This is a genomic window from Bradyrhizobium sp. CCGUVB14, assembly GCF_024199935.1.
Taxonomy (GTDB): domain Bacteria; phylum Pseudomonadota; class Alphaproteobacteria; order Rhizobiales; family Xanthobacteraceae; genus Bradyrhizobium.
Genome location: NZ_JANADS010000001.1, coordinates 5,548,371 through 5,567,763, shown reverse-complemented (window position 1 = coordinate 5,567,763; position 19,393 = coordinate 5,548,371). Strand labels below are relative to the sequence as shown.

Here is a 19,393-nt window from a genome sequence, read left to right as displayed (position 1 = left end):
GTCATTCCCCGCGAAGGCGGGGAATCCAGTACGCCGCGGCCTCTCGGAGAATCGCTCCCGTCTCTGGAATACTGGGTCACCCGCCTTCGCGGGTGACGACAGCTGTGCTAGGGGATGCCAGTCATTGCTGACTTACAACGTTGGCGTTGAAAGTTTGCAACAAGCCTCAGGACCGCCGCCATGCACGACATCAAATCGATCCGCGACAATCCGCAAGCCTTCGACGCCGGCCTCGCCCGGCGGGGCCTGAAGCCGCTGTCGGCGTCGCTGCTCGCGATCGATGAGCGTCGGCGGGCGTCGATCCTGGCTTCCGAGCAGGCGCAGGCGCGACGGAATGCTGCGTCGAAGGAAATCGGCGACGCCAAGAAGGCCAAGGACGAGGCGCGTGCGGCCAAGCTGATGGCTGAAGTCGCCGAGCTCAAGACCACAATGCCCGAGCTCGAGGCCGCCGCGAAGGCGGCCGACGATGAGCTGATCAAGGAGCTGTCCGCGATCCCGAACATTCCGTTCGATGAAGTGCCCGATGGCGTCGATGAGCACGGCAACGTCCAGCACCACGTCTTCGGCGCTAGGCGCAACTACGGCTTTGCGCCGAAGCTGCACGATGATCTTGGCACCGCGCTCGGCTACATGGATTTCGAGGCGGCGGCAAAACTCTCCGGCGCACGCTTCGTCGTGCTGAAGAAGGGGCTGGCGCGCCTCGAACGCGCGATCGGGCAGTTCATGCTGGACCTGCACACGAATGAGCACGGCTACACCGAGATCAACCCGCCGCTGCTGGTGCGCAACGAGGTGATGTTCGGCACCGGGCAGTTGCCGAAGTTCGAGGACGATCAGTTCTGGGCGATCAAGGGCGAGCTGCTCGCGTCGCCCGATCATGAGCGGCTGAAGACCGAGCGCCTCGGCCTGATCCCGACGGCGGAAGTCTCGCTCACCAACCTCGCGCGCGAATCCATTCTCGACGAGAAGCAACTGCCGATGCGGCTCACCGCGCTGACGCCGTGCTTCCGCGCCGAGGCGGGCGCTGCGGGGCGCGACACGCGCGGCATGATCCGCCAGCACCAGTTCACCAAGGTCGAACTGGTCTCGATCACGACGCCCGAGACCAGCAAGGACGAGCTGGAACGGATGCTGTCCTGCGCCGAGCAGGTGCTGCAAAAGCTCGACCTGCATTATCGGGTGATGACGCTCTGCGCAGGGGATATGGGTTTCTCGTCGCAGAAAACCTACGACATCGAAGTGTGGATGCCGGGGCAGGGCGAGGGCGGCATGTTCCGCGAGATCTCCAGCTGCTCGGTCTGCGGCGATTTCCAGGCGCGCCGCATGGATGCGCGCTCGCGCGGGCCCGACGGCAAGCCGCGCTTCGTGCACACGCTGAACGGTTCCGGCACGGCGGTCGGCCGCGCGCTGATCGCGGTCATGGAGACCTATCAGCAGGAGGACGGCTCGATTGCTGTCCCCAGCGTACTTCAGCCCTATATGGGCGGGTTGAAGGTGGTCGCGCGCGAATAACGAAGCGTTTCGAGCGAAGCGGGAACCGGTTCGCGTCAAGAAAAAGCGTTGCCCGTCTGAAACGCAGAAACGTTTGGTTGCGAAGATCGGGCGGCCGGTTATCCTGCTGGCCATCCGTCAACGCGAACCGATCGTCCATGGCCTTGCACCGCGACATCTTCTGGGTCGGCCGACAATGGGCGGTGACAGGTGCCGGCATCCAGGCCGTCGACCAGCGCTTGCGTGGCGTGCTCGACATCGGCATCGCGCGGCTCTGGGACGACGCGTATGTGCAAAGCCGGCGCGCCAAGCCGGGCGTCAACGTCGAGGATTTTGACAAGGCGGTGACGGTCGCGCGTGAGCGCTTTGCAGAGACGCCCGCGTCAGCCCCGTTGGTTGCGCAGCTGAAGACGCTCGGGGTGATTGAAACACATGCCGTCAGCCCCGCCGAGCCGGCGATGCAGCTGCGCGCGGAGGGCAAGCTTGCGCGCTTCCTGCCGCAATGGCGCGTCCGCCGTCAATAATGCATCGGGCCTGGATAGGCCGGGGTGATCCGGAAGTAGCTGCTTGTGTCCGTCGCGCGTGAGCGGCGCCGTGCCGGCGCACAGCCGTGGCGCGTTGCGACCTTGCCGTGGCCGCACTCGCTCGGCCGTTCGTCCGACGACAATCTTGATGAGGTATCCGCATCCGGCTTCACCGCAGCGGTGACGCAAGGGCCATCGCGCGGGCAGCGTTTTGGTACGCATTTGCCGCGTAGGAATTCGAGATCATAGACCTGTCCGGACATCGTGACCTGGCCGTTGCACAGGCAAGCGCCGGCGACCGTCATCTGACCACCAAGGCAATTGTCCGCATTGGCTCGCACGCAGGTGCCGCCCGGATCTGGCCCCGCCGCCATCAACTCGAATCCGGCCGGGCAGGTGCATCGCCCATCGCTCGCGGTGCCGCCGACGCAAGTGATGGTGATCAGCGCACGCGGTGGGACGGAGGGTGGTGCGATGTCGGTGATGCAGGCGCCGCCCTCGACATGGGAGTTGGGTGGGCAGGCGAGCGGCGAGGTCGTCGCATTGGTCTCGGCCGGGGCAGGAGGTGGGCTCGGCTCCGGCGCTGCAGGAGCTGGCGCGGGCGCAACGGGAGCCGACTTGGCGGCGCAGACGCCGTTGCGGAGCTCCTGCCAGGGAAAGCAGCGGTCCGCAGGTCCCGAATCCTGGGCCCATCCGGCGCCTGTCACGCAGAGGCCGAAACCGAGGAGGATAGCGGCTGCAAAGCGGGTCATTCTGTGCCCGGTCGCCTGAAAATGCGCGGTAAAACTAGGATGCGGTGTTGCGGCGCCGCAATGAGCTAGATCACAGAAGAGATCTGCATTGCATCAGTCGAATTCCCGCCTCTAGCCGGTTTGCCTGATCCGCCATAGCCGGATAAGACGGCCTGACCCCAGTTCAGGAATCGACCACCGGCATGCGCATTCTCTGCACCAATGACGACGGCATCCACGCTCCCGGCCTCAAGGTCGTGGAGGAGATCGCACGCGCGCTGTCCGACGACGTCTGGGTGGTGGCGCCCGAGCTTGATCAGTCCGGCGTTTCGCATTCGCTGTCGCTGAACGATCCATTGCGCCTGCGCGAAGTCGGGCCTCGGCACTTCGCAGTGCGCGGCACGCCGACCGACTGCGTCATCATGGGCGCGCGCCATATCCTTGGCGCCAAGCTGCCGGATGTCGTGCTCTCCGGCGTCAACAAGGGCCGCAACGTTGCCGAGGATGTGGTCTATTCCGGCACCATCGCCGGCGCGCTCGAAGGCACCATCTTGGGGATTCCGTCATTCGCGCTCTCGCAGGAATTCAGTGTTGAGACGCGCGAACGGCCGCCGTGGGATACCGCGCGCAAATTCGGTCCCGATATCCTGCGCAAGGTGATCAAGGCCGGCATCCCGAAGGACACCGTCATCAACGTCAACTTCCCGTCCTGTACGCCGGAAGAGGTGCGCGGCATTCGCGTCACGCGGCAGGGCAAGCGCAATCTCGGCTTCCTCAGGATCGACGAACGCAGGGATGGTCGCAACAATCCCTATTTCTGGATCGGCTTCGAACGCGCGGCGATGATGGACACGCCGGCCGAAGGCACTGATCTCGCGGCGCTGCGCGAGCGCTACGTCTCGGTCACGCCGCTGCGGCTCGACCGCACCAATGAAGCGTTTTCCGAAGAGCTGAGCGCGACGTTAAGGTAACGACGATCTGGAAACAGCGGCTAGCCGGTTCGAAGCGCGGCTTCGATGGTCTTGCCGAGCGCGTCGAGCTGAAACGGCTTCTGAAGCGCCGGCCGGTCGCGGTATTGCTCGGGTAGGCCCGACGAGCCATAGCCGGTGGCAAAGATGAACGGGCAGCCCTTTTCCCGGATCAGATCGGCAACCGGCGAAATCACCTTGCCGTTGACGTTGACGTCGAGGATGGCGATGTCGAACTCGGTGGCCTGGGCCAGCCGCAGGGCCTCGTTGATGTCGCCCGCTTCGGCCGCGACCTTGTAACCGAGCTCCTCCAGCATATCCGCGACCATCATTCTGATCATGACCTCGTCTTCGACGAGGAATACAGAGCGGCCCGAAAGCCCGGTCGCGGTCATTGTCGTTGAGTCCTTGCCCATCTCTGGAAAACGTTCGCAGATAACATGAATCGACGCAATGCGCGTTTCGGCCAGCTGACGCCCGAAAACGGCGTTTGCGGTGCGCCCGCTGCAAGCCAATTTATGGTCAAATACCGCAGCAAAAGGCTATCATAGGTTCCAGAGCAGGAACAGGATTCTCGCCCGGGCCCGAGCGACGCGTGCGACGATCCGGCCCTCCGACGAGACGATATAAGCAGCGATGACCTCCAATCAGCCCCCGCCGGAAAAGATGATGTTTCAGCTCACGCTGAGGCGTCGCGGCATCAGCGATCAGATCGTGTTGCGGACCATGGAAGAGGTGCCGCGCGATCTGTTCGTCGAGGCCGCCGATCGCGACGCTGCCTATCGTGACAGCGCGCTGCCGATCGCCTGCGGGCAGACCATCAGCCAGCCCTTCGTCGTCGCCTATATGACCGAGCAGCTTCAGCTCCAGAAGAGCCACCGCGTGCTCGAGATCGGAGCTGGCTCCGGCTATCAGGCTGCTGTGCTGTCGCGGCTGACGCGCGAGGTGCTGACGGTCGAGCGCTACCGCAAGCTCGCGGACGCGGCGCGCGCCAGGCTCGAGAAGCTCAACTGTCACAACGTCGAGGTGATGCTCGGCGACGGCCTCAATCTGCCGCCGAACATCGGCCCGTTCGACCGGATCATCGTCACGGCCGCGGTGGAGCAGATTCCGGAGAATCTGGTCGAGCGGCTCGAGGTCGGTGGCATCCTGATCGCGCCGGTCGGCCCGCATCAGGGCGTGCAGACGCTGACCCGCCTGCGCCGGACCGAAGCCGGGATCGAACGCAGGGAACTCGTCGAGGTTCGTTTCGTGCCGGCGCTGCCGGGAGTGGCGCGGGAGCTGTAGAACTCCGGATCAGCTGCGCTGCCAAGGTCTTATTGGGAGGGTTAAGCCGTTATTTACTCGACGCGTGTTTACTTAAAAGACCAGTTCTGTTGCGTACGAGTGAGTAACCATGTCTGTTGTCGCCGAGTTGCTTTACTCGCGCCGCGTACCGCAGGTCGCGGTCCTGGCGCTGATTTCCTTGAGCTTCGCGGGGTGCAGTGCCGACACACAGTCGCGACTGTCCCAGGCGAACTTCTCCAACCCCTTCTCGGACTCGACCGGTTCGGTCCAGCAGGCCCCGCCGCCGCAGCGTGAGCTGCCGCAATATGCGCGGCCGCAGACCCAGCCCGGCTATTATCAGTCCCAGGCCTTGCCACCGCCGGCGGTTGCCGCGCCACAATCCTACCCGGTTGCAGCGGGTGGGGGCGTCTCCGGAGGCGGTCGTGGCCTCGGCTCCTACACGCCGCCGCCGGCTCAGCCGCGTCTTGAGGCGACCGGCACCGTGCCGCCGCGCTCGGTCGCTGCCGCCCAGCCGGCCGGCGGGACCAAGATCATCGTCGGCACCAGCGATACGCTCGACGTGCTCGCCAAGCGCTACCATGTGAGCCCGCAGGCGATCATGGCCGCCAACGGCTACAAGGGTCCGCGCGCGCTCTCGCCCGGCCAGCAACTGGTCATCCCGCATCCCGGTGCAACGGCTGCGGCGCCCGCGCCGGTGATGGCTCCGGTCGCTGCGGCTCCCGCGATGGCGCCGAAGCCGGTTGCTGCCGTCGCTGCACCGCCGAGCCTCCACTTCGTCAATCATGGTGACACGCTCGCCAGCATCGCGCGCAAGAACCATATCTCCGCGGCCGAGCTCGCGCGTGCCAATGGTCTCGAGCCCTCGGCCAAGCTCAAGCTCGGCACCAAGCTGACCGTGCCGGGCGCCAAGACGGCGGCGGTTGCGGCTCCGCTTGCTCCGGCTCCTGTCGCGGCGGCCCCCGTGGCGGCTGCACTGCAGCCGGTCGCGGCAGCTCCGGTTGCCGCCACCAAGATGGCCGCCGTTGCTCAGCCCGCGCAGAGCGCGCGCCTGGCCCAGGCCAACACCAATATCGAAGAGAAGCCCGCCGAGACGGCGCCGGCGAAAGCTGCCGAGACCACCAGCTCGCTGCCGACCTTCCGCTGGCCGGTGCGCGGCAAGGTGATCACGAGCTACGGCGCCAAGACCAACGGCAAGTCCAACGACGGCATCAACGTCGCGGTGCCCGAGGGGACGCCGGTCAAGGCGGCTGAAGACGGCGTCGTTGCCTATTCGGGCAACGAGCTGAAGGGTTACGGCAATCTGGTCCTGGTTCGGCACTCCAACGGCTACGTCACCGCATATGCCCATGCGAGTGAGCTGTTGGTGAAGCGCGGCGATCCTATCAAGCGCGGTCAGGTCATTGCCAAGTCGGGTCAATCCGGGGAGGTGGCGTCGCCGCAGCTCCACTTCGAGATCCGTAAGGGATCTAGCCCGGTTGACCCGCTTCAATTCCTGAACGGCGCGTGAGCGCTGACGTCAGGCTCTCGCTCTCGCCGCAAGAACGCAGTTGTCGCCCGCCTTGTGCGGGCGATTTCTTTTCCAGTCGCGAGAAGCGCGGCGGCAGCCTCGACTACTTTGCCGTCAGCTTCACGCCGAGCCGTCCCGCCAGCTCCTGCACGAACTGCCAGGCGACGCGGCCCGAGCGCGAGCCGCGCGTCGTCGACCATTCCAGTGCCTCGCGCTCCAGCGCTTCATCGTCGACCTTGATGCCGAAATGGCTGCAATAGCCGCGCACCATGGCGAGGTATTCGTCCTGGCTGCAGCGGTGGAAGCCGAGCCACAGGCCGAAGCGATCCGACAGCGAGACTTTCTCTTCGACGGCTTCGCCGGGATTGATCGCGGTCGAGCGTTCGTTCTCGATCATGTCGCGCGCGAGCAGATGGCGGCGGTTGGAGGTGGCGTAGAGGATGACGTTCTCGGGCCGGCCCTCGATGCCGCCTTCGAGCACGGCCTTGAGCGACTTGTACGACGCGTCATTGCCGTCGAAGGAGAGGTCGTCGATGAACACGATGAAGTGGAAGCTGGCGTCGCGGAGCTTCTCCATGAGCATCGGCAGCGTTTCGATGTCCTCGCGGTGGATCTCGATCAGCTTGAGCTTGTCGGCGGGCTTGCGGTCGGCGTTGATGCTGGCGTGGGCCGCCTTCACCAGCGACGACTTGCCCATGCCGCGCGCGCCCCAGAGCAGGGCGTTGTTGGCCGGCAGTCCGTTGGCGAACCGCTCGGTGTTCTCCATCAGAATGTCGCGCATCCGGTCGACGCCCTTGAGCAGGAACAGCTCGACGCGGCTGACCCGCGGCACCGCAGCAAGGCGGCCGTCGGGGTGCCAGACATAGGCGTCCGCCCGCTCGAACGATTCGCGCTCGACGGCCGGCTTGCCCTGGGCGGCGAGGTGCGCTGCGATGGTCTCCAGCGCGAGGACGATGCGCTCCTGGGAAAGGTCCTGGGTAGCCTTGGAAACCGCCTTTGAGACCGCCTTGGGGCGTTTTGCCGCGACCTGGGCGGGCTTCGTGGCAGGGGTACGGGGGCCTTTGCCGGCCGGGCTTTTGCTTGGTTTTTTGGGCATGTCCGAAGTTCCTGAGAATGCAGCCTTATCGGGCCTGACGGCGCGCCGCAAGGTGGCCAAATCGACGGTCTGGCAGCGTTGCAATTGGGGCAATGGCCGCTATAGTCCGCGCGAATTTGACCGAACCGGTCGCCCTTGAGGGCCTGACCGGTTTTCCCCCGTTTCCACGAGGATCGTCCGAATGTTCATTACCCCTGCGTATGCCCAGGCTGCGGGCGCCGGTGACACCAACAGCATGTTGATGTCGCTGCTGCCGTTCGCCCTGATCTTCGTGATCATGTACTTCCTGATTCTGCGTCCGCAGCAGAAGAAGGTGAAGGACCACGCCGAACTCGTGAAGAACATTCGCCGCGGCGACACCGTCGTGACCTCGGGCGGCCTGGTCGGCAAGGTCACAAAGGTGGTCGATGACGACCAGATCGAGTTCGAGATTTCCGACGGCGTGCGCGTGCGCCAGATGCGGTCGATGATCTCGGGCGTGCGCGCCAAGGGCGAGCCGGCCAAGGACAGCGCGAAGGAAAGCGCCAAGGACGACGCCGCGGCGAAGTGAACGCTTTCCTGCGAGTCTCTCAAATCTCCTGATCTGACAGGTCCAGTCGATGTTGTATTTCACGCGGTGGAGGGCGCTCGGGATCATCCTGACGGCGCTGATCGTGTGCCTCTGCGCGGTCCCGAACTTCTTCCCCGAGGCGCAGGTCAAGACGTGGCCCGCCTGGGCACAGCGCCGGCTGGTGCTCGGCCTCGACCTTCAGGGCGGCTCCTATCTGCTGCTCGAGGTCGATGCCAACTACGTCAAGAAGGAAAAGCTCGATCAGGTGCGCGACGACGTCCGCCGCTCGCTGCGCGAGGCCAAGATCGGCTATACCGGCCTCGTGACCCGCGGCGACGCCGTCGAGGTGCGGGTCAAGGATACCGACCTCCAGGCTGCGCTGACCAAGCTGCGTGAGCTCTCACAGCCGATCGGCGGTCTGCTCGGGTCGAGCGCCCAGCGTGATCTCGACATCTCTGATGCCGGCGGCGGCTTGATCCGCTTGGCACTGTCGCAGCCTGCCATGGTCGAGCGCATGCGCAAGACCATCGAGCAGTCGATCCAGATCGTCGAACGCCGCGTCAACGAGCTCGGCACCGTCGAGCCGGTGATCCAGCGTCAGGGCACCGACCGCATCCTGGTTCAGGTCCCGGGTCTTCAGGATCCGACGCATCTGAAAGAGCTGCTCGGCAAGACCGCGAAGATGGAATTCCGCATGGTCGACACCTCGGTGCCGGCGGATCAGGCGCAGCGCGGTGGCGTGCCGCCGGACTCCGAGCTCCTGATGAGCCAGAGCTCGCCGAAGGTGCCGTACGTCGTCAAGAAGCAGGTGCTGGTCTCTGGCGCCGAGCTCACCGATGCCCAGCCCGGATTTGACCAGCGCACCAACGAGCCGATCGTCTCGTTCCGCTTCAACTCCACCGGGGCCCGCAAATTCGCGCAGGCCACGCAGGAGAACGTAGGGCTGCCGTTCGCGATCGTGCTCGACAACGAGGTGATCTCGGCACCGGTCATCCGCGAGCCCATCACGGGCGGACAGGGGCAGATTTCGGGCAACTTCACGGTCCAGTCCGCCAACGATCTTGCGATCCTGATGCGTGCCGGCGCGCTGCCGGCACCGCTCACGGTGGTCGAGGAGCGCACCGTCGGTCCTGGCCTCGGCCAGGATTCGATCGAGAAGGGCGAGCTTGCGGCCTATGTCGGCTCGATCATGGTCATCGTGTTCATGCTGTTGACCTACCGGCTGTTCGGCGTGTTCGCCAACATCGCGGTGGCCGTCAATGTCGCGATGATCTTCGGCCTGTTGTCGCTGCTCAACGCCACGCTGACGCTGCCCGGCATCGCCGGCATCGTGCTCACCGTCGGCATCGCGGTCGATAGCAACGTGCTGATCTACGAGCGCATCCGCGAAGAGCTGCGCGGCGGCCGCAACGCGATTTCGGCGATCGACGCCGGCTTCAAGCGGGCGCTTGCGACCATCCTCGATTCCAACATCACCACCTTCATCGCCGCTGCGGTGCTGTTCTACATCGGCACCGGCCCGGTGCGCGGCTTCGCCGTGACGCTCGGCATCGGCATCATCACCACGGTGTTCACCGCCTTCACGCTGACCCGGCTGATCGTGGCCTGGTGGGTGCGGTGGAAGCGGCCGCAGAACGTGCCGATCTAGGAGCCTGATCGTGACTCACTACGTTCTCATCGGGCTCGGCATCCTGATCGCCGTCCTCACCGTGGTCTCGGTGTTCGGCTGGCTGCCGTCGCTGCGCATCGTCCCCGACGATACGCATTTCGATTTCACACGCTTCCGCCGCATCAGCTTCCCGATCTCGGCCGCGTTGTCGATTCTCGCTATCACGTTGTTCTTCACCCATGGCCTGAATTTCGGCATCGATTTCCGCGGCGGCACGCTGCTGGAGGTCAAGGCGAAGTCGGGTACCGCCGACATCGCGGCGATGCGCACGACGCTGGATGCCCTGCGTCTCGGCGAAGTCCAGTTGCAGCAGTTTGGCGGTCCCGAGAACGTCCTGATCCGCGTCGCGGAGCAGCCGGGCGGCGATGCCGCCCAGCAGGAGGCCGTGCAGAAGGTCCGTGGCGCGCTCGGCGATACCGTCGAATATCGCCGCGTCGAAGTTGTCGGGCCACGCGTCTCCGGCGAGCTGCTGGCGTTCGGCATGATCGGCCTGATGCTCGCGATCGTCTCGATCCTCGTCTATCTCTGGTTCCGGTTCGAATGGCAGTTCGCGCTCGGTGCCATGATCGCCAACGTGCACGACATCGTGCTGACCATCGGCTTCATGTCGATCAGCCAGGTCGATTTCGACCTGACCAGCATCGCGGCGCTTCTGACGATTCTCGGCTATTCGCTCAACGACACCGTCGTCATCTATGACCGCATCCGTGAAATGCTGCGGCGCTACAAGAAGATGCCGATGCCGCAGCTCCTCAACGAATCCATCAACTCGACGCTGTCGCGCTCGATCATCACCCACTTCACGGTGACGCTGGCGCTGCTGGCGCTGCTGCTGTTCGGCGGTCATGCCATCCACAGCTTCACGGCCGTCATGATGTTCGGCGTGGTGCTGGTCGGCACCTACACCTCGATCTTCATCGCAGCGCCGATCCTGATCTATCTCGGCGTCGGCGAGCATCGTGAAGATGCGAAGGAAGAGGCTCCGCCGGCGAAGAAAAACAAGGCATGATCCGAACCGCATGCCCTCGCATGAGTTTGCGAGGGCAATAGGCTCATTCGGACGAAGCTCATGGCCGGCGATCCCAACGCTCCCCATTTCCCGCGCTCGGCGCCGATCGAGGCCTATGGCAAGGGCGGTTTCGCCTTTGCCGGCATGTCGCACCGGGGCTCGCTGCTGTGCCTGCCTGACGCGATCTGGGCCTGGGACGTGACCGATCCCACCAAGATCGACCGCTATTCGCTGGATCGGGTGTTCACGGCCGCCAACAGCATCGACACGCTTCTGGTCGGGACCGGAACCGGCGTCTGGCTGCCGCCGCCGGAGCTGCGCCAGGCGCTGAAGGCGGTGAGGGTGGTGCTGGACACCATGCAGACCGGCCCCGCCGTGCGCACCTACAACATCATGATCGGCGAACGGCGCCGCGTTGCGGCTGCGCTGATTGCCGTGCCATGAGCAGCGCTGCGACGCCGCCCGACACCGTGACGTTCTGCGCCGACCTCGTGCGCAGCCATGACTTTCCGCGCTATGCGGCGACCCTCTTCGCGCCAGCCGCCGAACGTCGGGCGCTGCTGGCGCTCTACGCCTTCAATGTCGAGATCGTTCGGGTCCGCGACCAGGTGAGCCAGCCCTTGCCCGGCGAAATCCGCTTTCAATGGTGGACCGATCTGTTCTCGGGCCTCGTTCACGGCAGCGCCGAGGGCAATCCGGTGGCGGCCGAGCTGCTGCGTGCGATCCGGGACTTTGACCTGCCGGTCGAGCCGTTGTCGCTGCTCGTCGACGAGCACCAATTCGATCTCTACAACGATCCGATGCCGACCATGACGGCGCTGGAAGGCTATCTGGCGGCGACCTCTTCGGCCTTGTTCGCGCTCGCGGCGCGGATCATGGGCGAAGCTTCGGATGTGAGCGAGCACCTCGCGCGGCATGCCGGGCTGGCGCAGGGCATCGTGCATGTGATCGCGAACCTGCCGCGGGACTCGGCCCATCGACAATTGTTCCTGCCGCAGCAATTCCTGACCGGCCATGGCTGTGCCATCGAGGATGTGTTCGCCGGCAAACAGACGCCGCATCTGAATGCCGTGCTGGACCAGCTCATCGGCGAAGCCCGCCGGCATCTGGCGACGGCTTCATCGCTGCTGGCGCAGGTGGCGCCATCGGCGCGGGCAGCGTTCCTGCCGCTAGGCCAGGCGCGGGCTGATCTCGATCGCCTGGTGCGGCCGGGGCGCAATCCCTTCGCGCCGCAGCCGGTGTCGCGGTTGCGCACGCTTTGGACGCTGTGGCGGGCTTCACGATCCCGGGAATTTACCAAATAGCGGTTGGCTTATCGCCCGAGGCGGCCGAATGCTCTATGCTGTCCCATGGCTGAATTGTCCCAAACCGCAATCCCCGATCTGAGCGGCCTTCCGGTCGCAGCTCGTGACATTCAAGCTGCTGCCGAGACGATCCGCGGCGCCGTCGTCGAGACCCCCTGCAGCTACAGCCGGACGCTCAGCAACATCTGCGGCTGCGACCTCTGGCTCAAATTCGAGAACCTCCAGTTCACCTCATCGTTCAAGGAGCGTGGGGCGCTGAACCGGCTCACGGCGCTGACGCCGGAGGAGCGTGCGCGCGGCGTCGTCGCCATGTCGGCGGGCAACCACGCGCAGGGCGTGGCCTATCATGCCAAGCGGCTCGGCATTCCCGCCACGATCGTGATGCCGGTGGGCACGCCGATGGTGAAGGTCGAAAATACGAGGCATCATGGTGCCGAGGTGGTCGTCACCGGCGCGACGCTGGAGGAGGCGGCTACGTTCGCACGCAGCCACGGCGAGGCCCGCGGCATGATCTTCGTCCACCCCTACGACGACCCCCTGGTCATTGCGGGGCAGGGCACGGTGGGGCTTGAGATGCTCAAGGCGGTGCCGGAGCTCGACACATTGGTCGTCCCGATCGGCGGCGGTGGCCTGATCAGCGGCATCGCCATTGCGGCGAAATCGATCAAGCCGTCGCTGCGGATCCTGGGTGTCGAGGCCTGGCTCTATCCCTCGATGTACAATGCCGTCCATGGCGGCAATCTGCCGGCGCGGGGCGATACGCTCGCCGAAGGCATCGCAGTCAAATCGCCGGGCAAGATCACCACTGAAATCGTCCGCGCCCTGGTCGACGACATCGCGCTCGTCAACGAAGCCGAGCTCGAGCGGGCGGTCGCAACCCTGATTTCGATCGAGAAGACGGTCGTCGAGGGCGCCGGCGCCGCGGGCCTTGCGGCGATCATGTCCGATCCGACGCGTTTTGCCGGCGAGAAGGTTGGTCTGGTCCTGAGCGGCGGCAACATCGACACCAGGCTGATCGCCTCGGTGCTGACGCGCGAACTCGCGCGCGAGGGACGGCTGACCCAGCTCTCGCTCGATATTCCCGACAGGCCAGGCCAGTTGGCGGCGGTCGCCGCACTGCTGGCGGAAGCCGGCGCCAACATCATCGAGGTCTCGCACCAGCGGACCTTCTCCGACCTTCCGGCCAAGGCGACGCTGCTGCAACTCGTCATCGAGACCCGCGACAGCGCGCATCTCGACGAGGTCATGGCCAAGCTCGGCGCATCCGGGCTGAGCGCGCGCTGCACCTGAGCGCCGCTATCGCGGCGCCAGGCCCGCGAGGTGGGCGATCAACCGATCGATCTCGGCTTCCGTGTTGTAGTAATGCGGGGACGCCCGCACGACCACCGGCAGCGCGCGGACTTCGGCATCGATGCGGGTGCTCGACGGTTCCGAGGCGCCGATCGTGATGCCGGCCGCGGCGGCGCTGCGGACGATTGCATCCGCCTCACGCCCCTCCATCGTGAAGCTGACGATGGCGCTGGGGCTGCGTCCGAGGTCGCGAAGCGTGACGCCGCGCACGGACGCGAGACCGCTACGCAGACGGCCCGCAAGCCAGCGGCAGCGCTGCTCGATCCGGCCGAGGCCGATCGCGAGAGCGTAGTCGACGGCCGCGCCGAGGCCAAGCCTTGCCGCGTAATTGTTCTCCCAGGTCTCGAACCGGCGGGCATCGTCGCGGAGCTGATAACGGTCCCGCGAGATCCATGGCGCCGCAAAGTGGTCGATCATCGGCGGCTCGAGGTGCTGCAATAGCGCGCGGCGGACGTAGAGAAAGCCGGTGCCACGCGGACCGCGAAGGAATTTGCGCCCGGTTGCGGACAGCATGTCGCAGCCGATGGCCTCGACGTCGACCTCCATCTGCCCGACCGCCTGGCAGGCGTCGAGCAGATAGGGGATGCCGTGCGCTCGCGCGATCTTCCCGACGGCGGCTGCGGGATTGACCAGCCCGCCATTGGTCGGAACCCAGGTAATGGCGATCAACTTCACGCGGTCGTCGATCATGCGTTCGAGCGCCTCGATGTCGAGCTCGCCGCTGGCATCGCTCGGCACCACGTCGATGACCGCGCCCGTGCGCCTGGCGACCTGCAGGAATGCGACATAGTTGGCGGCGTATTCGGCCTCTGCGGTCAAGATGCGGTCGCCCTTGCCAAACGGAAGCGCGTAGAACGCCATCTGCCAGGCGACCGTCGCGTTCTCCACGAGGGCGATCTCGTCCGGCGCGGCATTCAGCAGTCGCGCGATCGAGCCGTAGACTGAATCGAGCCGGCGCGCCTCGCGGTCGGCGGCCGCGTAGCCTCCGATCTCGCTTTCGAGATCGATGTGTTGCTTCATCGCCGCAACAACCGGCGCCGGCATCAGCGCTGCGCCCGCGTTATGGAGATAGGCGAGCCGGGAGGCTGCCGGTGTGTCGGCTCGTATTCGGTCGATGTCGATCACGTGCTTGTCTCCACCTCTGCCATCCCGGCCTATGAATTAGGCGCGATGGCGGGTACGAGCAAGCTCGTGTACCGCCTGGAACAAAATCGCGAATTGTCGCCTCGTCTTGGTATCCCATTCCAATCCGGCCGACTTTCGGACAGGAATTTGAGAAATCCGGCGACTGCGAACGCTATATCCTCCCGGATCGGAAAACCAATCATGCAAGAGAAAACGCAATCGTCGCGCTCGGCGAGCGGAGCGCCCAAGATCGACATCACCCGGCGGATCGACCTCACGACGCTGCGGCTGTTCATTGCCATCTGCGAAGAGGGCAATTTGACGCGCGCCTCGCAGCGCGAGGCGATCGCGCCGTCCGCGGTCAGCAAGCGTATGCATGATCTCGAGGAGGTACTAGAGGTCGCCTTGTTCGAGCGGCATCCGACCGGCATGGCGCTGACACCCGCCGGCGATTCTCTGCTGCATCATGCGCGCGTGACCTTGCTCAATGTCGAGAAGATCGCGGTCGATATGGCCGAGCACGCGCGAGGCGTGCGCGGTCATGTGCGAATGCTGGCCAATCTGTCGTCAATCGTCGAGTTCCTCCCCGACGATCTGCCCGGATTCTTTCGCTCGCACGAGCTGGTGCGGCTCGATCTGCAGGAACGTCCCAGCGCCGATGTCGTTCGCGGTGTCGAGGAGGGCGTGGCCGAAATCGGCATCTGCTCGGCGGACGTTTCGACGCGCGGGCTGGAGCGGTTCTCCTATCGGCGCGACCGCCTCGTCATCGTGGTGCGCACGGATCATCCGCTTGCATCGGCAAAAGACGTTTCGTTTGCCGACACGCTCGACTACGACCATGTCGGCCTGTTTGCGACGAGTTCGATCTATCTCCGCTCGCAATACACGGCGCAGCAGATCGGCAAGTCGATCCGGTTGCGGGTTCACGTGCCCGGTTTCGATGCGGTGTGCCGGATGGTACAGGCCGGTATGGGCATCGGCCTCATTCCTGATCGTGCGTTCGAGGTGCTCAGTCACGGCATGAACCTGGCGGCGGTCGAGCTGAGTGACGACTGGGCCGATCGAGAACTCGTGCTGGTGGCAAGGGATCCCGCAGGATTGTCGGCGACGAGCCAGCTGATGCTCGATCATCTGCGATTGCCTGGAACCAAACCTCACTGATTGCGGCCCTTCATGTCGTTCGTCATCCGCGAACGCGTGTTCATCAAAGGATATTGGACTTAGGACCTCGTACTCGGCGACACCACGATCAAAGAAGATCGAGGAGCGCCAGACGTGGACGGACCATTATCCGGAATACGAGTCGTCGAGCTCGGAACATTGATCGCTGCGCCGTTTGCCGCGCGGCTGTTCGCCGAGTTCGGCGCCGAAGTCATCAAGATCGAGCAGCCCGGCAGCGGCGATCCCCTGCGCTCTTGGCGCAAGTTGCATCAGGGCACATCGCTCTGGTGGTATCTGCAATCGCGCAACAAGAAGTCGATCGCGATCGATTTGAAGTCGCCTGAGGGGCGCGACGTTGCGCTGCGTCTGGCTGCGCAAGCCGACGTCGTGATCGAGAATTTCAAGCCGGGCAGCCTCGAGAAGCTCGGCCTCGGCTGGGATGTGCTGTCGAAGCTCAACCCGGACCTGACGCTCGTGCGCATCTCCGGCTACGGACAAACCGGCCCTTATCGCGACCGGTCCGGCTTCGGTGCGATCGGCGAAGCCATGGGGGGCTTGCGCTTCACCACGGGCGATCCGGATAGCCCGCCGGCGCGGGTCGGCATCAGCATCGGCGACAGTCTTGCCTCGCTCCACGGCGTGATCGGCGCGCTGATGTCGCTGCTGCGTGTCAAGACGGGGCAGGGACGCGGACAGGTCGTCGACGTCTCGCTCTATGAAAGCGTGTTCAATCTGATGGAGAGCCTGGTCCCGGAGTACGACCTCATGGGGCATGTCAGGACCCGTACCGGCGGCGCTCTGCCGGGTATCAGTCCCTCCAATACATATCCAAGCTCCGACGGGCGTCACGTCGTCATCGCTGGCAATAGCGATGCGATCTTCAAGCGCCTGATGCAGGTGGTCGGCCGACCGGACCTGGCCGACGATCCCGATCTTGCCAGCAACGACGGCCGGGTTCGCAGCAACGCCTTGCTCGATTCGGCCATCGCTGCCTGGACCTCGACGAAGACGATGGACGAGATCCTCGCGCGCCTCGATGCGGCCGATGTTCCTGCGGGCCGGATCTATTCGGTCGCCGACATCGTCGACGATCCCCACTACGTCGCCCGAGAGATGATCCTGCCGACCGAACTGCCGGGCGACGTGACCGTGAAGATGCCGGGCATTTCGCCGAAGCTCTCCGAGACACCCGGTGCGGTGAAATGGCCGGGGCCGACGCTGGGGCAGCACACCGACGAGGTGCTCGCTAGGCTTGGCTTGCAGGCAGGCGATATCGCCCAGCTGCGCCGCAGCGGAGCGGTGCAATGACGGTGACGCCTGCGGATATCATGATCCAGGAAGTCGCCCCGCGCGACGGCCTGCAGATCGAAGCGAAATGGGTCGAGACCAGCGAAAAGATCCGGCTGATCAGTTCGCTCTCTGCAATCGGATTCAGCCGCATTGAAGTTTCCTCGTTCGTTTCGCCCGCGGCCGTCCCGTCGCTGCGCGATGCTGCGGAGGTGTTTGCCGGAATCGAACGGCATCCCGGCACGATCTACACGGCGTTGATCCCGAACCGGAAGGGCGCCGAACTGGCGCTGGCGGCGCGTGCCGACGAGCTCAATTTTGTGATGTCGGCGAGCGAGACGCACAATCGCGCCAACATGAACATGACCACCGGGCAGTCGCTGGCCTCGCTTGCCGAGATCGTGAAACCGGCTCATGCGGGCGGCGCCCTGATCAATGCCACCGTTGCGACGGCGTTCGGCTGTCCGTTCGAAGGAGCGCAGCCCTTCGAACGGGTGCTCGATATCGTCAAACGCTATCTGGATCTCGACGTCGACGGCATCACGCTCGCCGACACCACGGGCATGGCCAATCCCAACCAGGTCTCGCAGCTGGTGGCCGAGGTCTTGCTGCTGGTCCCTGCGGGCAAGCTGACGCTTCACTTCCACAACACGCGCGGTCTCGGATTGGTCAATGTCCTCGCGGCCTATGACACCGGCGCGCGCCGCTTTGACGCCGCGCTGGGCGGCCTCGGCGGATGTCCGTTTGCGCCGGGCGCTACCGGCAATGTCTGTACCGAAGACCTCGTCAACCTCTGCCACGAGATCGGCTTGCGGACCGGTCTCGACCTGCAGCGCCTCATCGATCTCTCGTTCGGATTGCCCGGGCTGGTGGGACATGAGGTGCCGGGGCAGGTCGCAAAGGCCGGCCGTCCCCTCGACCTGCATCCCATACCCGAACGTTTGCGACACTCCGGCTGAGCGATCGCACTCAAAATTTCAAAAACATACTGGAGGAAACCATGACAATCGCTACGGCGGCCACCGCCGACCTCGATACGGGAATTACTGAACAGCAAGTCATCAAGAAGATCGCATTGCGGCTGATGCCGCTGATCATCATCTGCTACTTCTTCGCGTTCTTCGACCGCGTCAACATCAGCTTCGCCAAGGCCGCCCTGCAAGCCGATCTTGGCCTGAGCAACACGGCTTATGGTTTCGGCGCCAGCCTGTTCGTCGTCGGCTATGTCCTGCTGGAAGTGCCGAGCAACATGCTGCTCTATCGCTTCGGCGCGCGGCGCTGGATTGCCCGCATCATGATTTCCTGGGGGCTGGCGACGGCCGCCATGGTCTTCGTCCACAGTGAATGGCAGTTTTATGCGCTGCGCTTCGTGATCGGCGCCATGGAGGCGGGATTTGCTCCGGGCATTCTCTACTACCTGACGCTCTGGTTTCCAAAATCACACCGCGGTCGCATGACGTCCGTGTTCTTTCTCGCCACCGCATTCTCGGGGATCATCGGCGCGCCGATCTCCGGCCTCATCCTCAATTACCTGAACGGGCTGCATGGCCTTGCCGGCTGGCAATGGCTGTTCCTGGCCGGCGGCATTCCGTGCGTCGCGCTTGGCTTCGTCGTGCTGCTGCGTTTGGACGACGGCATCGAACAGGCCGAGTGGCTGAGCGACGACGAGCGCCGCCTGATCTCGGTCCAACTCGACCGTCAGAAGAGCGAGATCGGCGAGCATTCGGCGTGGCGATCGCTGCTCATGCCCGGCGTGCTGCTGCTCGGGTTCATCTACTTCCTGATCCAGATCGCATCCTACGGCCTCAATTTCTGGGCGCCCGACCTGATCAAGGCAGCTGGTGGCGGCAGCGCGGCCGCGATCGGCTTCCTGACCGCCGTGCCCTATATCTGCGGGGCCATCTGCATGATCGTCGTCGGGCGCCTGTCGGATGCCTCAGGCGAGCGCCCAAAATTCGTCGCCGGCCTGGTTCTGGCTGCGGGGGTGGGCTTCTTCGCGTCCGGCGCCTTCGATCGGAACGTCGTCACGCTGGTTGGCGCGCTTGCGATCCTCGGCGCTGGCGTGGTCGCGGCCATTCCGACATTCTGGACCCTGCCACCAAAAATCCTTACCGGCGCGGGCGCGGCGAGCGGGATCGCACTCATCAACACGCTCGGGCAGGTCGGCGGTATCGTCAGCCCGGTCATGGTCGGCTCGGTCAAGGATATGACCGGCAGCACGACGCCCGCGCTCTACGTCATCGGCGGACTGTGTGTGCTGTGTGCCGTGCTGTTGCTGACCGTGCTGCCGCGCGACCTGAAAGCCAGGGATTTGGCGGAACCGACGCGGTAGGG

At 64.8% G+C, this 19,393-nt stretch carries 19 protein-coding genes; 15 read left to right on the top strand and 4 right to left on the bottom strand.

Annotated features, from left to right (window positions below; translation table 11 throughout):
* Positions 1 to 180: 180 nt before the first annotated feature.
* Both serS and NLM32_RS25940 read left to right on the top strand, forming a co-directional pair.
* Positions 181 to 1,512, top strand: coding sequence for a serine--tRNA ligase (gene serS, locus NLM32_RS25945; protein WP_254131680.1), 1,332 nt, complete (start codon positions 181 to 183; stop codon positions 1,510 to 1,512).
* A 137-nt stretch (positions 1,513 to 1,649) separates the two neighbouring features.
* On the top strand, positions 1,650 to 2,015 hold the full coding sequence (locus tag NLM32_RS25940) for a hypothetical protein (RefSeq protein ID WP_254131679.1): 366 nt from the start codon (positions 1,650 to 1,652) through the stop codon (positions 2,013 to 2,015).
* On the opposite strand, the gene NLM32_RS25935 is transcribed toward NLM32_RS25940, so the two are convergent.
* Positions 2,009 to 2,767: a hypothetical protein gene (locus NLM32_RS25935; protein ID WP_254131678.1), complete on the bottom strand. Its 759-nt coding sequence runs from the start codon at positions 2,765 to 2,767 to the stop codon at positions 2,009 to 2,011. The genes NLM32_RS25940 and NLM32_RS25935 overlap by 7 nt on opposite strands.
* A gap of 182 nt (positions 2,768 to 2,949) precedes the next feature.
* Here NLM32_RS25935 and surE point away from each other — a divergent pair, with 182 nt between their 5' ends.
* Positions 2,950 to 3,717 (top strand): 5'/3'-nucleotidase SurE, encoded by a 768-nt coding sequence (surE, locus tag NLM32_RS25930; protein WP_254131677.1) that lies wholly within the window; start codon positions 2,950 to 2,952, stop codon positions 3,715 to 3,717.
* A gap of 20 nt (positions 3,718 to 3,737) precedes the next feature.
* On the opposite strand, the gene NLM32_RS25925 is transcribed toward surE, so the two are convergent.
* Positions 3,738 to 4,109 (bottom strand): response regulator, encoded by a 372-nt coding sequence (locus NLM32_RS25925; protein ID WP_254131676.1) that lies wholly within the window; start codon positions 4,107 to 4,109, stop codon positions 3,738 to 3,740.
* A gap of 241 nt (positions 4,110 to 4,350) precedes the next feature.
* Here NLM32_RS25925 and NLM32_RS25920 point away from each other — a divergent pair, with 241 nt between their 5' ends.
* Together NLM32_RS25920 and NLM32_RS25915 are read left to right on the top strand one after the other, a co-directional pair.
* Positions 4,351 to 5,001 (top strand): protein-L-isoaspartate(D-aspartate) O-methyltransferase, encoded by a 651-nt coding sequence (locus NLM32_RS25920; protein WP_254131675.1) that lies wholly within the window; start codon positions 4,351 to 4,353, stop codon positions 4,999 to 5,001.
* Positions 5,002 to 5,110: 109 nt separating this feature from the next.
* Positions 5,111 to 6,508, top strand: coding sequence for a LysM peptidoglycan-binding domain-containing M23 family metallopeptidase (locus tag NLM32_RS25915; RefSeq protein WP_254131674.1), 1,398 nt, complete (start codon positions 5,111 to 5,113; stop codon positions 6,506 to 6,508).
* Positions 6,509 to 6,611: 103 nt separating this feature from the next.
* Here the strand turns inward: NLM32_RS25915 and NLM32_RS25910 are convergent, their stop codons facing one another.
* Complete coding sequence (locus NLM32_RS25910) at positions 6,612 to 7,604, bottom strand: ATP-binding protein (protein ID WP_254131673.1); 993 nt, start codon at positions 7,602 to 7,604, stop codon at positions 6,612 to 6,614.
* Positions 7,605 to 7,785: 181 nt separating this feature from the next.
* Between NLM32_RS25910 and yajC the strand changes: the two genes are divergently transcribed.
* From yajC to NLM32_RS25880, 6 genes are read left to right on the top strand one after another with little or no spacing between them, the layout of a single operon-like run.
* The gene (yajC, locus tag NLM32_RS25905; protein WP_148753779.1) at positions 7,786 to 8,154 is read left to right on the top strand and encodes a preprotein translocase subunit YajC; all 369 of its coding nucleotides are present in this window, start codon (positions 7,786 to 7,788) and stop codon (positions 8,152 to 8,154) included.
* 49 nt (positions 8,155 to 8,203) lie between these two features.
* A complete protein-coding gene (secD, locus tag NLM32_RS25900) occupies positions 8,204 to 9,802 on the top strand; it encodes a protein translocase subunit SecD (RefSeq protein ID WP_254131672.1) in 1,599 nt (532 codons plus the stop codon).
* Positions 9,803 to 9,812: 10 nt separating this feature from the next.
* Positions 9,813 to 10,832: a protein translocase subunit SecF gene (gene secF, locus NLM32_RS25895; protein WP_254131671.1), complete on the top strand. Its 1,020-nt coding sequence runs from the start codon at positions 9,813 to 9,815 to the stop codon at positions 10,830 to 10,832.
* Between the two features lie 60 nt (positions 10,833 to 10,892).
* Complete coding sequence (locus tag NLM32_RS25890; protein WP_091885494.1) at positions 10,893 to 11,276, top strand: Mth938-like domain-containing protein; 384 nt, start codon at positions 10,893 to 10,895, stop codon at positions 11,274 to 11,276.
* On the top strand, positions 11,273 to 12,136 hold the full coding sequence (locus NLM32_RS25885; protein ID WP_254131670.1) for a phytoene/squalene synthase family protein: 864 nt from the start codon (positions 11,273 to 11,275) through the stop codon (positions 12,134 to 12,136). The genes NLM32_RS25890 and NLM32_RS25885 overlap by 4 nt, the downstream gene beginning before the upstream one ends.
* Before the next feature lie 45 nt (positions 12,137 to 12,181).
* The gene (locus NLM32_RS25880; protein ID WP_254131669.1) at positions 12,182 to 13,426 is read left to right on the top strand and encodes a threonine ammonia-lyase; all 1,245 of its coding nucleotides are present in this window, start codon (positions 12,182 to 12,184) and stop codon (positions 13,424 to 13,426) included.
* Between the two features lie 6 nt (positions 13,427 to 13,432).
* On the opposite strand, the gene NLM32_RS25875 is transcribed toward NLM32_RS25880, so the two are convergent.
* Positions 13,433 to 14,611, bottom strand: coding sequence for an aminotransferase class V-fold PLP-dependent enzyme (locus NLM32_RS25875; RefSeq protein WP_254131668.1), 1,179 nt, complete (start codon positions 14,609 to 14,611; stop codon positions 13,433 to 13,435).
* A 201-nt stretch (positions 14,612 to 14,812) separates the two neighbouring features.
* On the opposite strand from NLM32_RS25875, the gene NLM32_RS25870 reads away from it, so the two are divergent.
* The 4 genes from NLM32_RS25870 (at position 14,813) to NLM32_RS25855 (ending at position 19,391) form a co-directional block, all read left to right on the top strand.
* Positions 14,813 to 15,772 carry a LysR family transcriptional regulator gene (locus NLM32_RS25870; RefSeq protein WP_254131667.1) on the top strand — a complete coding sequence of 320 codons (960 nt, stop codon included), beginning with the start codon at positions 14,813 to 14,815 and terminating at the stop codon, positions 15,770 to 15,772.
* A 114-nt stretch (positions 15,773 to 15,886) separates the two neighbouring features.
* Positions 15,887 to 17,080 (top strand): CaiB/BaiF CoA-transferase family protein, encoded by a 1,194-nt coding sequence (locus NLM32_RS25865; protein ID WP_254131666.1) that lies wholly within the window; start codon positions 15,887 to 15,889, stop codon positions 17,078 to 17,080.
* Positions 17,077 to 18,018, top strand: coding sequence for a hydroxymethylglutaryl-CoA lyase (locus NLM32_RS25860; RefSeq protein WP_254131665.1), 942 nt, complete (start codon positions 17,077 to 17,079; stop codon positions 18,016 to 18,018). The genes NLM32_RS25865 and NLM32_RS25860 overlap by 4 nt, the downstream gene beginning before the upstream one ends.
* Positions 18,019 to 18,059: 41 nt before the next feature.
* On the top strand, positions 18,060 to 19,391 hold the full coding sequence (locus NLM32_RS25855; RefSeq protein WP_254131664.1) for an MFS transporter: 1,332 nt from the start codon (positions 18,060 to 18,062) through the stop codon (positions 19,389 to 19,391).
* Positions 19,392 to 19,393 lie beyond the last annotated feature (2 nt).

Bases quoted from the DNA above. Each gene is read 5' to 3' on its own strand.
- serS (WP_254131680.1), top strand. From the start codon at position 181: ATGCACGACATCAAATCGATCCGCGACAATCCGCAAGCCTTCGACGCC.
- NLM32_RS25940 (WP_254131679.1), top strand. From the start codon at position 1,650: ATGGCCTTGCACCGCGACATCTTCTGGGTCGGCCGACAATGGGCGGTG.
- NLM32_RS25935 (WP_254131678.1), bottom strand. From the start codon at position 2,767: ATGACCCGCTTTGCAGCCGCTATCCTCCTCGGTTTCGGCCTCTGCGTG.
- surE (WP_254131677.1), top strand. From the start codon at position 2,950: ATGCGCATTCTCTGCACCAATGACGACGGCATCCACGCTCCCGGCCTC.
- NLM32_RS25925 (WP_254131676.1), bottom strand. From the start codon at position 4,109: ATGACCGCGACCGGGCTTTCGGGCCGCTCTGTATTCCTCGTCGAAGAC.
- NLM32_RS25920 (WP_254131675.1), top strand. From the start codon at position 4,351: ATGACCTCCAATCAGCCCCCGCCGGAAAAGATGATGTTTCAGCTCACG.
- NLM32_RS25915 (WP_254131674.1), top strand. From the start codon at position 5,111: ATGTCTGTTGTCGCCGAGTTGCTTTACTCGCGCCGCGTACCGCAGGTC.
- NLM32_RS25910 (WP_254131673.1), bottom strand. From the start codon at position 7,604: ATGCCCAAAAAACCAAGCAAAAGCCCGGCCGGCAAAGGCCCCCGTACC.
- yajC (WP_148753779.1), top strand. From the start codon at position 7,786: ATGTTCATTACCCCTGCGTATGCCCAGGCTGCGGGCGCCGGTGACACC.
- secD (WP_254131672.1), top strand. From the start codon at position 8,204: ATGTTGTATTTCACGCGGTGGAGGGCGCTCGGGATCATCCTGACGGCG.
- NLM32_RS25890 (WP_091885494.1), top strand. From the start codon at position 10,893: ATGGCCGGCGATCCCAACGCTCCCCATTTCCCGCGCTCGGCGCCGATC.
- NLM32_RS25885 (WP_254131670.1), top strand. From the start codon at position 11,273: ATGAGCAGCGCTGCGACGCCGCCCGACACCGTGACGTTCTGCGCCGAC.
- NLM32_RS25880 (WP_254131669.1), top strand. From the start codon at position 12,182: ATGGCTGAATTGTCCCAAACCGCAATCCCCGATCTGAGCGGCCTTCCG.
- NLM32_RS25870 (WP_254131667.1), top strand. From the start codon at position 14,813: ATGCAAGAGAAAACGCAATCGTCGCGCTCGGCGAGCGGAGCGCCCAAG.
- NLM32_RS25860 (WP_254131665.1), top strand. From the start codon at position 17,077: ATGACGGTGACGCCTGCGGATATCATGATCCAGGAAGTCGCCCCGCGC.
- NLM32_RS25855 (WP_254131664.1), top strand. From the start codon at position 18,060: ATGACAATCGCTACGGCGGCCACCGCCGACCTCGATACGGGAATTACT.